Origin of the sequence: Micromonospora sp. AMSO31t (genome assembly GCF_008868175.1) — a bacterium.
Classification (GTDB): domain Bacteria; phylum Actinomycetota; class Actinomycetes; order Mycobacteriales; family Micromonosporaceae; genus Micromonospora.
This window is the reverse complement of sequence record NZ_WBKT01000187.1, coordinates 1-11,040: the sequence shown is the minus strand read 5'-3', so window position 1 is coordinate 11,040 and position 11,040 is coordinate 1. Positions and strand designations below refer to the sequence as shown.

Genomic DNA, 11,040 nt, shown 5'->3' with positions numbered 1-11,040 from the left:
CCCCGCAGTTCGACCCCGCTCACCCTTCCACCCCCTTCCGTCTGGTGATCATGAAGTTGTTGCCGTGACACGCCGCCGCGGATGGCAACAACTTCATGATCAACGCGGAGGTCGGGCGTGGCGTGCGATTCGGTTACACCAGGGCGCGGTCGCGGCCGGCGGGGAAGCGGTCGAGGACGCCGGTGTTCGCCAGGGCGCGCGTGAGGAAGTGGGCGCCCGCGCCGGCGATCACCGTGGCGCTCACGATGGTCAGCAGGGCGTACGGCAGGCGGTAGTCGACCAGGTCGTAGGCCTTGTTCCAGTAGACGAAGTCGAAGATCGCCGCGGTCAGGCCGGTCAGCGCGCCGGCCAGCAGGGCGACCGGCAGCCGGTACGCGCGGTAGCGGAACGCCGCGAAGGCCAGCTCGGCGCCCACGCCCTGCATGAGGCCCTGCACGATGACGATGCCGCCCCACTGGCTGCCGAGCAGCGCCGAGATGATCGCCGCCAGCAGCTCGCAGTAGAGCGAGGCGCCGGGCTTGCGGATGACCAGCCCGCCGAGCACGGCCGGCACCAGCCAGACGCCGTAGATGAGTGTCTGCGCGGGCGGGAAGAAGGCGAAGGCGGCGTCCGTGGCGCTCCAGACCAGCCCCCAGGCCCAGAAGATGACGCCGAAGGCGACGGCGATCACCGAGGCGACGACGATGTCGACGGTGCGCCAGCGGTTGCTGTCGGTGTGGTTCATGGCTGACTCCCAGTTCAGGTGAGGAACCAGGAGAAGACGCACGCCGCGCCCGGTGGTCACCGGACGGCGGCGCGGCTGGAGGTCGACCGAACTCCCTGCGCTGGCATTACCCAGATCAGGTTCGAGGGTCTGCGGGCACCGGCCCGCACTCTCAGCGCTGTGCGCTCCCCTGTCGGATGTGAAGTTGTCTCGTCGCAGACGCTAGCACCGACCCCGCCGCGCAGCCCAGCAGGGCGATCGCCCGTTAGGGTGGCGATCATGCGGGTCGAGGCGCGAGGACTGACGTTCGAGGTACGCACCGGCGGTCCCGAGGGCGGTGAGCCCGTCCTGCTGCTGCACGGCTTTCCACAGCACGCCGGCGAGTGGGCCGAGGTCGTCCCCGCGCTGCACGCCGCCGGGCTGCGCACGTACGCGCTCGACCAGCGCGGCTACTCGCCCGGCGCCCGGCCGGCCGAGGTCGGGGCGTACCGGATCCCGGAGCTGGTGGCCGACGCGGCCGCCGTGCTCGACGCGCTCGGGGTGACCGCCGCCCACCTGGTCGGCCACGACTGGGGCGCGATCGTGGCGTGGGGCCTGGCGGCGGCACACCCGGAGCGGGTGCGCACGCTGACCGCGGTGTCGGTGCCGCACCCGGCGGCCATGGGGCACGCGCTCGCCACCGACCCGCGGCAGAAGGCCCGCTCCTCCTACATCGCCCTGTTCCGCAAGCCGGGCAAGGCGGAGAAGGTGCTGCTGGCGTTCCGCGCGGCGGCCCTGCGCCGGATGCTCGGCGGGGTGGGCGACGCCGACCGGGTGGCCCGCTACGCCGACCCGATGCGCGAGCCCGGCGCGCTGACCGCGGCATTGAACTGGTACCGGGCCATGACCGGGGCGGACATGAAGGCCGTCGGGCCGGTGGCCGTGCCGACCACGTTTGTCTGGAGCGACGGGGACGTGGCGATCGGGCGCACCGCCGCCGACGCGTGCGCCGCCCACGTCACCGGCGACTACCGCTTCGTGGTGCTGCCCGGCGTCACCCACTGGATCCCGGACGAGGCGCCCGGCCCGCTGGCCGCGGCGGTCCTCGCCCGCGCCGGCCGATGACCCCGAGCCCCGCGCGGGCCCGGCCGCACACCCGTGCGTCGCTCGCCGCCCAACTCCGCCACCTCGGCGTACGCCCCGGCGGGACCGTGCTGGTGCACGCCTCCCTGCGCCCGCTGGGCTTCCTCTGCGGCGGCCCGGAGGCGGTGCTGCTCGCCCTGCGCGACGTGCTCGGCCCGGCTGGCACGGTGGTGGTGCCCACCCACACGCCGGACAACAGCGACCCGGCGGAGTGGAGCAACCCGCCGGTGCCGGCGGACTGGTGGCCGGTGATCCGCGACGGGATGCCGGGCTTCGACCCGGCGGTGACCCCGAGCCGCTTCATGGGCGCGCTGGCCGAACTGGTCCGCACCTGGCCCGGGGCGCTGCGCAGCGACCACCCGTACGTCTCGTTCGCCGCGCTCGGGCCGGCCGCCGCGCGGATCGTCGCCGAGCACGAGCGGGCCGACATGCTGGGCGAGGGCTCCCCGCTGGCCCGCCTCTACGACCTCGACGCCGACGTGCTGCTGCTCGGCGTGGACCACGGCGGCAACACCTCCCTGCACCTGGCGGAATACCGGCAGCCGGCGCCGCCCCGGCAGCGCTGCGGCGCGGCCGTGCTGACCGCCGACGGCGGCCGGGAGTGGGTGTGGTGGGACGACGTACGCCTGGACGAGGAGTGTTTCGCCCGGCTCGGCGCCGACCTGGAGGCCACGGGCGCGGTGCGGCTCGGGCCGGTCGGTGACGGGACGGGCCGGTTGATGAGGCAGCGGGCGGCGGTCGACTTCGCGGTGGAGTGGCTGGCCCGGCCCCGAGGGACGGAGGAAGCATGACGGTGGCTGCTGAGGCGTACCTGGCGGTGGTGACCGAGACGATCGGCCGGGTCGCCGCCGACCAGCGGGAGAACGTGGCCCGGGCGGCGGATCTGATCGCCGCGTCGCTGCGCGCCGACGGGGTGGTGCACGCGTTCGGCACCGGCCACTCGGAGGCCCTCGCCATGGAGATCGCCGGCCGGGCCGGCGGGCTGGTCCCCACCAACCGGATCGCCCTGCGTGACCTGGTGCTGCACGGCGGCGAGCCGGCCGACGTGCTGGGCCCGAAGCTGGAACGCGAGCCGGCCGTGGCGCACCGCCTCTACGAGCTGGCCCCGGTCCGGCCGCAGGACGTGTTCGTGCTCGCCTCGAACTCCGGCGTGAACGGCGCGATGGTCGAGTTCGCCGCCATCGTGAAGGAGCGCGGGCACGGGCTGGTGGCGATCACCTCGGTCCAGCACTCGGCCCGGATGACCTCCCGCCACCCGTCCGGGCGCAAGCTCGCCGACTTCGCCGACGTGGTGCTGGACAACGGCGCCCCGTACGGCGACGCCACCCTGCCGCTGCCCGGCGGCGGCGCGGTCGGCGCGGTCTCCTCGATCACCGCCGCGCTGCTGGCCCAGCAGATCGTCGCCGAGGTGGTCGCCCGGCTGCTCGCGGCGGGGGTGCGGCCCCCGGTCTACCTGTCCGCCAACATCACCGGCGGCGACGAGCACAACGCCGAGCTGGAGGCCCGGTACGCGGGCCGTATCCGCCGCGGGTCCTGAACCGGTTTCACGCTCGGCCGGACGGGGCACAGGCTGTGCTGCCGGTGGAGACCCTCCACCGGCAGTACCGTCTTCCCTGGAGGTAGCGGGTGTCCAAGGAAACCGAGAAGCAGCGCTGGCAGCGCAACTTCGCCGACCTGCTCCAAGAGCTGCGGGTGGCGCAGACCGGGGTGCAGATCCTGTTCGCCTTCCTGCTGACCCTGCCGTTCAGCAACGGTTTCACCCGGACCACCGAGTTCCAGCGGGACGTCTACATCGTGGCGCTGCTGGCCGCCGCCGCGGCCACCGCGATGATCATTTCGCCGGTCGCCTTCCACCGGGCGCTGTTCCGCCAGGGCCGCAAGCCGGAGCTGGTCCGCTTCGCGCACCGGATGGCCAGCGGCGGCCTCGGCTTCATGCTGATCTCGATGGTCAGCGCGGTCCTGCTGATCACCGACTTCGTGCTGGACCGCCCGATCGCGTTCCTGCTCAGCGCGGTCACCGGGCTCTGGTTCCTGACGTTCTGGGTGATCCTGCCGTTCGCCCGGCGCAACTGGGGTGACGAGGACATCGACGACGAGGACGACGACCCGCGGTCGCTGGCCGGCGACTGACCGCCCGGACCTGCCAAATCGGACGTGCGCGCGACGCTACCCCTGGGTAACACCCGGGGGTAGCGTCGTTCTCGTCGCACGTCGACGCAGCCGGAACCGAGGTCTCCAGGAGGCAGCCGTGACCACGACACAGAACAGCCGACCCGACCCCGCCGGACACGGCGGCCCGACCGGGCGGGTGGCGCCCATCGACGACCCTCCGCAGCCGCCGGCCGGCTCGGCGGCGGCCGCGGCGGGCGGGGCCGGGCCGCTGCCCACCGAGGCCGGTCAGGTCTCCGAGAAGGAGGCCCGGCAGGTCGCCGAGGCGGCCCGGGAGTCGGCGTGGGACCGGCCCAGCTTCGGCAAGGAACTGTTCCTCGGCCGCTTCCAGCTCGACCTGATCAACCCCTGGCCCCGCACCGACCCGGCGGAGGCGGCGCGGGCCGAGGAGTTCCTGGCCGCGTTCGGGGCGTACCTGGGCTCCGAGGTGGACGGCGCGGCCATCGAGCGGGACGCGCGCATCCCCGACGAGGTGTTCCAGGGGCTGGCCCGGCTCGGCGCCTTCGGCATGAAGATCGACCGGAAACACGGCGGCCTCGGGCTGAGCAACCTGCACTACTGCCGGGCGTTGATGCGGGCCGGCTCGGTGAACCCGTCGATCGGCGCGCTGCTCTCCGCGCACCAGTCGATCGGTGTGCCGCAGCCGCTGAAGATGTTCGGCACCCCCGAGCAGAAGGAGCGCTTCCTGCCCCGGCTGGCCGGCGGCGAGGTGTCCGCCTTCCTGCTCACCGAGCCGGACGTCGGCTCGGATCCGGCCCGCCTGGCCACCACGGCCGAGCCGACCGAGGACGGCGCCGGCTACCGGCTCAACGGGGTGAAGCTGTGGGCCACCAACGGCACGGTCGCCACCCTGCTGGTGGTCATGGCCCGGGTGCCGGCGGGGGAGGGCCGGCGCGGCGGCATCACCGCCTTCGTGGTGGAGGGTGACAGCGAGGGCATCACCGTCGAGCGGCGCAACGAGTTCATCGGGCTGCGCGGCCTGGAGAACAGCCTCACCCGGTTCCACGACGTCTTCGTGCCGAAGGAGAACGTGATCGGCGGCGAGGGCAAGGGCCTGAAGATCGCGCTGACGACGTTGAACACCGGCCGGCTCTCGCTGCCGGCCATGTGCGTGGGCGCCGGCAAGTGGGCGTTGAACGTGGCCCGGGAGTGGGCCGCCGACCGGGTCCAGTGGGGCCGGCCGGTCGGCGAGCACGAGGCGGTCGCCAAGAAGCTCGCCTTCATCGCCGCCACCACGTACGGCATGGAGTCCATGCTCGACCTCTGCTGCCTGCTCGCCGACGACGACCGCAACGACATCCGCATCGAGGCCGCGCTCGTGAAGCTCTACGCCAGCGAGATGGCCTGGAAGATCGCCGACGAGCTGATCCAGATCCGGGGCGGGCGCGGCTACGAGACGGCCGACTCGCTGGCCGCCCGGGGCGAGCGGCCGGCCGCGGTCGAGCAGCTCCTGCGTGACCTGCGGATCAACCGGATCTTCGAGGGCTCCACCGAGATCATGCACCTGCTGATCGCCCGCGAGGCGGTCGACGCGCACCTCTCGGTGGCCGGCGACATCATCGACCCGGACGCGGGGCTCGGCCGCAAGGCGAAGGCCGGCGCGCGGGCCGGTGTCTTCTACGCCAAGTGGCTGCCCACCCTGGCCGTCGGCAAGGGCCAGGCGCCCGGGGCCTACCACGAGTTCGGCCCGCTCGCCGGGCACCTGCGGCACGTCGAGCGGACCTCCCGCAAGCTGGCCCGGTCCACCTTCTACGCGATGTCCCGCTGGCAGGGGAAGATGGAGCGCAAGCAGGCGTTCCTCGGCCGGGTGGTGGACATCGGCGCGGAGCTGTTCGCCATGTCGGCGGTCTGCGTCCGGGCGGTCGCCGAGCGCGCCGAGCACCCGGAGAACGTCGAGCTGGCCGACCTGTTCTGCCGGCAGGCCCGGCTGCGCGTCGAGGAGCTGTTCACCGGGCTGTGGTCGAACACCGACGCCGTGGACGTGGCCGCCGCGAAGCGGATCATCGCGGGCCGCTACGCCTCGATCGAGGAGGGTGTGGTCACCCCGCCCGCCGACCAGCCCTGGGTGGCCCGCTGGGAGCCCGGCCCGTCCACGGCGCAGGACGTGCGCCGCCGCATCCCGCCCGCGCAGTGACGGTCGGAGGCCCCCGCCGGACGCGGCGGGGGCCCGCCGTCAGCGGGCGACCGCCCAGGCGATCACGCCGGCCAGGATGAGGCCGTTGAGGCCGGCCAGCACCAGGTACGCGGCCGGCGGGATCCGGCGGCCCTTGCGGACGAAGCTCACCAGGACGCCCGCGTAGATCAGCAGCAGGACCGCGACGACGATCAGGAAGTACAGCACCGGCACACCTTACCGGCCGGTGCGCAGCCCGAGTCCGCGCAGCTCCAGCGCGGCGAGCGCGTCGACCGTCTCGTCGTCGCCGCGGCGCCACGCCTCGGCCACGTCCGGCGCGATCCGGTGCAACTTCGCGAGGGGCTGCCCCGCGAGCGCGCGCAGCGCCAGCAGGTCCCGCCCGGCCGGGGCGGCGGCCAGCGCCTTCGCGGCGCCGGCCCGGCGCATCCAGCGCACCCGCAGCGGCAGCCAGCCGAACAGCACCAGCCCGAGCGGGAAGACCAGCACCGCGACGGTCAGCGCGAGGGCCAGCTGGCCGACCAGTTCCTGCTGGTCGCGGCCGGCCTCGGCGACGGCCCGGGCGGCCTCGGCGGCCTTGGTGAACGGGCCGGTCAGCTCGTCGCCGACCAGGGGCACCCGGCCGACCTTGCCGCCGGCGTCGGCCAGGTTGTCGGCGAGCCCGCCGCCGGCCCCCTCCAGCTTCTGTCCGGGTACGGCGAGCTTCTCGACGAGGTCGTGCAGCCAGAGCGCGAAGCGGATCGCCGCGTACACCCAGACGACCACGAGCAGATCGGTGAGGAGCTGACGGAGGGCGGTCGGAAAACGGTCGGCGTAGATCTTCACGCCGGACAGCGTGCCACGGCCCGGCCGCGCGGGCACGGGTCGGTTTTGTCAGCCGGCGCAGGCCGGGCAGGTGCCGAAGATCTCCAGGGTGTGGCTGACCTGGGCGTACCCGTGCTCGGCGGCGACGCGCTCGGCCCAGCTCTCCACGGCGGGGCCGGCCACCTCCACGGTCCGGCCGCAGGCCCGGCAGACCAGGTGGTGGTGATGGCCCTCGCTGCACCGGCGGTAGAGGTGCTCGCCGCCGGGCGGGCGCATCACGTCGATCTCGCCGGCGTCGGCCAGCCCCTGCAGGGTCCGGTAGACGGTGGTCAGCCCGACCCGCTCGCCGCGCTGGCGCAGCATGGCGTGCAGGTCCTGGGCGCTGTGGAAGCCGTCGACCTCGGCGAGCAGGGCGCTCACCGCGCTCCGCTGGCGGGTGTTGCGCAGTGCCCCCTCGGTCACGACGGCCCCTCCCCGGCGTGGCTGACGGCGTCCGCCACGATGTGCGCGACGTGCTCGTCCACCAGCGCGTACGCGATCTCGCGGCCGCGCCGCGAGCCGCGCACCACGCCGGCGCCGCGCAGCACCCGCAGGTGCTGGGAGACCAGCGGCTGCGGGGCGCCGAGCTTCTCCACCAGATCGTGCACGCAGCGCTCGCCCTCGGCCAGTTCGCTCACGATCGCCAGCCGGATCGGCGCCGACAGCGCGCGCAGCAGGTCACCTGCGCCCTCGAAGGCGTCGTACCCGTTCGTGACCGTCACCCCGTAACGGTAACCAATGCCGAAAGCGCCGGCCAGACGGCCTCACCGCAGCACCACCTCGTGTTCCGGCGGCTCGACCACCGGCACGGCGACCGGGCGGGTCCGCCGGCGCAGCGCCCGCCAGCCGGCCGCGAGCAGCGCCACCACGAGGAACGAGCCGATGGCCAGCAGCACCACCGACGCGCCGGGCGCGGTGTCCGCGGTGGCGGCCACCCAGACGCCGGCCCCGGCCGCGAACAGCCCCAGCGCCATGGCCGCCGCCATGGTGGCCCGGAAGCCCCGGGTCACCTGCTGCGCGGCGGCCACCGGCACCACCATGAGCGCGCTGATCAGCAGCACCCCGACCGCCCGCATGGCGATGGTCACGGTCACCGCGGTGCCGACCGCGAGGAGCAGGTTCAACGCCCGCACGGGCAGGCCGGAGACCCGCGCGTACTCCTCGTCGTGGCAGACCGCGAAGAGCGCCGGGCGCAGCGCCAGCATGGTCACCAGGATCGCCACGCCGAGCACCAGGATGGTGATCAGGTCGGCCGGCGACGTCGTGGTCAGCGACCCGAAGAGGTACGCGTTGAGCTTGCCGCTGCCGGCGTCGGAGAGCCCGACCAGCATCACGCCGCCGGCGATGCCGCCGTAGAACAGCAGCGCCAGGGCCAGGTCACCGGAGGTGCGCCCGCGCGAGCGGACCAGCTCGATCACGATCGCGCCGAGCGTGGCCGCGATGACCGCGACCAGCACGGGGGAGCGGTTGAGCAGCAGCCCCGCGCCGACGCCGGTGAGCGCCACGTGGCCGATGCCGTCGCCGATCAGCGCCAGCCGGCGCTGCACCAGGTAGATGCCGAGCGCCGGGGCGGCCAGCCCGATGACCAGCGCGCCGACCAGGGCGCGCAGCATGAAGTCGTACTGGAAGAGGTCCATCACATGCTCCACAGCCCGGCGGGCTCCTCGTCGCAGTGCGGGTGCACGTGGTCGTGACCCGGCTCGGCGTGGTGCCCGGCCGGTTCCGGCACCGCGCCGTCGTGGCAGATGCCGCCCTGGTGGACGACGACGGCCCGGCCGATCAGCGGGCGCAGCGGGCCCAGCTCGTGGGCGACCAGCAGCACGGTGCCGCCGCCGTCGCGGAAGTCGCGCAGCGCGCCGGCGAACGCCTCCTGGCTGGCCGCGTCCACCCCGGCGGTCGGCTCGTCGAGCACCAGCAGCTCCGGCCGGCCGGCCAGGGCCCGGGCGATCAGGGTGCGCTGCTGCTGGCCGCCGGAGAGCGTGGCGACCGGGTCGCCGGCCCGGTCGGCGAGCCCGACCGCGCGCAGCGCCGAGGCGACCGCCTCCCGGTCGGCCCGCCCCGACGGGCGCAGCACACCCCGGCGGGCCAGCCGCCCGGACGCCACCACCTCGCCGACGGTGGCGGGCACGCCGCTGCCCGCGCCGAGCCGCTGCGGGACGTACCCGATGCGGTGCCACTGCCGGAAGCGGCGCTGCGGCGTGCCGAAGAGGGTGACCGACCCGGCGCCCAGCGGCACCAGGCCGAGCACGGCGCGGATCAGGGTCGACTTGCCGGAGCCGTTGGCGCCGAGCACGGCGACCACCTCTCCGGCGGTGACGGTCAGCGAGACGTCGCGCAGCACCGCCCGGCCGTCGTAGCCGACGGCGGCGTGCGCGACCTGGATGACGGGTGCGGTCATGAGCAGTCCAAGGCGGTCCGGAGGGTCTGGAGGTTGGCGCGCATCGCCGAGAGGTAGTCGCCGTCGGCGGGCGCACCCTCGATCGGGTCGAGCACGGCGGTCTTCGCCCCGACCTCCCGGGCCACCGTCTCGGCGACCTTCGGGCTGACCAGCGTCTCGAAGAAGATGGTGGTGGCTCCGTGCTCGCGGGCCTCCTCCGCCACCGCGGCGAGGCGCTGCGGGGAGGGCTCGGCATCCGGGCTGAGGCCGGTGATGCCGACCTGTTCGAGCTGGTAGTGCGCGGCCAGGTAGCCGAAGGCGGTGTGGCTGGTCACGATCTCCCGGCGCTGGCAGGTGGCCAGGCCCCGGGTGTACTCGGCGTCGAGCCCGGTCAGCTCGGCGCGCAGCGCCGCCGCCCGGGCGGTGAAGTCGGCGGCCCGGTCCGGGTCGGCCCTGCCGAGCCGCTCGGCGAGCCGGTCGCCGACGGTGGCCAGCCGGGTCGGGTCCAGCCACAGGTGGGGGTCCTTCCCGCCGGACTCCTCCTCGTGACCGGCCTCACCCTCGTGCTGGTGGCCGCCCGCGGCGGCGTCGAGCAGCGGCTGCACGCCCGCCACGTCGAACGCCCGGTCGCCGCCGTTCTGCTCAACCGCCTCGTCGACGGCCGGCTGGAAGCCGGAGAGGTAGACGATCAGCTCGGCGTCGGCCACCTGGCCCACCTGCCGGGGGTTGAGTTCCAGGTCGTGGGGCTCGGCGCCGGGCTTGGCCAGGCTGGTGACCGTGACGGCGTCGCCGCCGATCTTCTCGGCGAGGAACTGGAGGGGGTAGAAGGCGGCCACCACGTCCACCCGGTCCGGGTCGCTCCCCCCGCCGGCCGAGCAGGCGGCGAGACCGCCCAGGGCGAGCAGGGCGGTGGCGGCGGCGAGCGAGCGGCGAGCTGAGCGGACGGTCATGTCACTACTGTCCGCGATAACGAAATTGATTGTCAAAAACGCATGATTGCATGTCTGCGCAGGTCACCGCTCAGAGCAGCTTCGCCAGCGCGATCGCGATCAGCAGGGTCAGCATCAGCAGCCGCAGCACCCGGGTCGCCGCCGACTGCACCGGCCAGGTGACGGTCATCAGCCACACCAGCCCCCCGGCCAGCGCCAGCAGCACCACCCCGCCCGCCACCCCGGGCGCGAAGAGCCCGACCAGCACCAGGACCAGCGCGGCCAGGAACACCGTCGTCGGGTTGAGCCGGGCCAACCGGGACAGCACGGGAGTCTGCGTACGCTGCATGCCACAGACTCTACGAGGAGGAACCCGGTGCTGGTCACCAACCGGTTCGTGGTGGACGCCGACGAGGCGGACGACTTCACCCGGCAGGCGCACGCCGCGCTCACCGCGCTCGCCGCCCGCCCGGGCTACCTGCGCGGCGACCTGCTCCGGGCGCTCGACGACCCCGCCCACTGGTGCCTGCTCACCGAGTGGGAGTCGGTCGGGGCGTACCGCCGGGCGCTCGGCGGCTTCGACGTCAAGGTCACCGCGGTCCCGCTGCTCGCCCGGTCGGTGGACGAGCCCTCCGCGTACGAGACACTGGCCAGTGCCGCGTCGGACGGGGAGATCGTCGTGGCGGCCAGTGATCGGGCCGCAGGCCCTTACCGCTGAGGCCGCGGGCACTACCCTGGCGCGTATGACCGCTCCCGGGCCGGCCGC

15 protein-coding genes and 1 riboswitch are annotated in these 11,040 nt (G+C 74.2%); of the genes, 6 read left to right on the top strand and 9 right to left on the bottom strand.

Translation table 11 applies throughout. The features are described 5' to 3' along the window. Positions 1-133 precede the first annotated feature (133 nt). Positions 134-724: an ECF transporter S component gene (locus F8274_RS27165; RefSeq protein ID WP_151465208.1), complete on the bottom strand. Its 591-nt coding sequence runs from the start codon at positions 722-724 to the stop codon at positions 134-136. Positions 725-798: 74 nt separating this feature from the next. Next, a riboswitch (TPP riboswitch) is annotated at positions 799-905 on the bottom strand. 77 nt (positions 906-982) lie between these two features. On the opposite strand from F8274_RS27165, the gene F8274_RS27160 reads away from it, so the two are divergent. The 5 genes from F8274_RS27160 (at position 983) to F8274_RS27140 (ending at position 6,128) form a co-directional block, all read left to right on the top strand. After that, the gene (locus F8274_RS27160; RefSeq protein ID WP_151465207.1) at positions 983-1,807 is read left to right on the top strand and encodes an alpha/beta fold hydrolase; all 825 of its coding nucleotides are present in this window, start codon (positions 983-985) and stop codon (positions 1,805-1,807) included. Next, entirely contained in the window at positions 1,804-2,616 is an 813-nt protein-coding gene (locus F8274_RS27155) for an aminoglycoside N(3)-acetyltransferase (RefSeq protein ID WP_151465206.1), read from the top strand. The genes F8274_RS27160 and F8274_RS27155 overlap by 4 nt, the downstream gene beginning before the upstream one ends. Further along, on the top strand, positions 2,613-3,362 hold the full coding sequence (locus tag F8274_RS27150; protein ID WP_151465205.1) for a sugar isomerase domain-containing protein: 750 nt from the start codon (positions 2,613-2,615) through the stop codon (positions 3,360-3,362). Before F8274_RS27155 ends, F8274_RS27150 begins: the two co-directional genes overlap by 4 nt. A gap of 89 nt (positions 3,363-3,451) precedes the next feature. Next, positions 3,452-3,955: a DUF6328 family protein gene (locus tag F8274_RS27145; protein ID WP_151465204.1), complete on the top strand. Its 504-nt coding sequence runs from the start codon at positions 3,452-3,454 to the stop codon at positions 3,953-3,955. A gap of 118 nt (positions 3,956-4,073) precedes the next feature. After that, positions 4,074-6,128: an acyl-CoA dehydrogenase family protein gene (locus F8274_RS27140; RefSeq protein WP_370518278.1), complete on the top strand. Its 2,055-nt coding sequence runs from the start codon at positions 4,074-4,076 to the stop codon at positions 6,126-6,128. Between the two features lie 39 nt (positions 6,129-6,167). On the opposite strand, the gene F8274_RS31420 is transcribed toward F8274_RS27140, so the two are convergent. The 8 genes from F8274_RS31420 to F8274_RS27105 all read right to left on the bottom strand — a co-directional run bounded on the left by F8274_RS31420 (position 6,168) and on the right by F8274_RS27105 (position 10,623). Next, entirely contained in the window at positions 6,168-6,335 is a 168-nt protein-coding gene (locus tag F8274_RS31420) for a hypothetical protein (RefSeq protein ID WP_167537054.1), read from the bottom strand. Positions 6,336-6,344: 9 nt separating this feature from the next. Beyond that, on the bottom strand, positions 6,345-6,950 hold the full coding sequence (locus F8274_RS27135) for a hypothetical protein (protein ID WP_151465203.1): 606 nt from the start codon (positions 6,948-6,950) through the stop codon (positions 6,345-6,347). 48 nt (positions 6,951-6,998) lie between these two features. Beyond that, entirely contained in the window at positions 6,999-7,391 is a 393-nt protein-coding gene (locus F8274_RS27130; protein WP_151465202.1) for a Fur family transcriptional regulator, read from the bottom strand. Next, complete coding sequence (locus F8274_RS27125; protein WP_151465201.1) at positions 7,388-7,690, bottom strand: metalloregulator ArsR/SmtB family transcription factor; 303 nt, start codon at positions 7,688-7,690, stop codon at positions 7,388-7,390. Before F8274_RS27125 ends, F8274_RS27130 begins: the two co-directional genes overlap by 4 nt. Before the next feature lie 42 nt (positions 7,691-7,732). After that, complete coding sequence (locus tag F8274_RS27120) at positions 7,733-8,605, bottom strand: metal ABC transporter permease (RefSeq protein ID WP_151465200.1); 873 nt, start codon at positions 8,603-8,605, stop codon at positions 7,733-7,735. Then, positions 8,605-9,366 carry a metal ABC transporter ATP-binding protein gene (locus tag F8274_RS27115; protein ID WP_151465199.1) on the bottom strand — a complete coding sequence of 254 codons (762 nt, stop codon included), beginning with the start codon at positions 9,364-9,366 and terminating at the stop codon, positions 8,605-8,607. Before F8274_RS27115 ends, F8274_RS27120 begins: the two co-directional genes overlap by 1 nt. Next, on the bottom strand, positions 9,363-10,295 hold the full coding sequence (locus F8274_RS27110; RefSeq protein WP_151465198.1) for a metal ABC transporter substrate-binding protein: 933 nt from the start codon (positions 10,293-10,295) through the stop codon (positions 9,363-9,365). The genes F8274_RS27115 and F8274_RS27110 overlap by 4 nt, the downstream gene beginning before the upstream one ends. 70 nt (positions 10,296-10,365) lie before the next feature. Further along, positions 10,366-10,623: a DUF6703 family protein gene (locus F8274_RS27105; protein ID WP_151465197.1), complete on the bottom strand. Its 258-nt coding sequence runs from the start codon at positions 10,621-10,623 to the stop codon at positions 10,366-10,368. Positions 10,624-10,650: 27 nt separating this feature from the next. Between F8274_RS27105 and F8274_RS27100 the strand changes: the two genes are divergently transcribed. Beyond that, complete coding sequence (locus tag F8274_RS27100; protein ID WP_151465196.1) at positions 10,651-10,992, top strand: antibiotic biosynthesis monooxygenase; 342 nt, start codon at positions 10,651-10,653, stop codon at positions 10,990-10,992. Positions 10,993-11,040 lie beyond the last annotated feature (48 nt).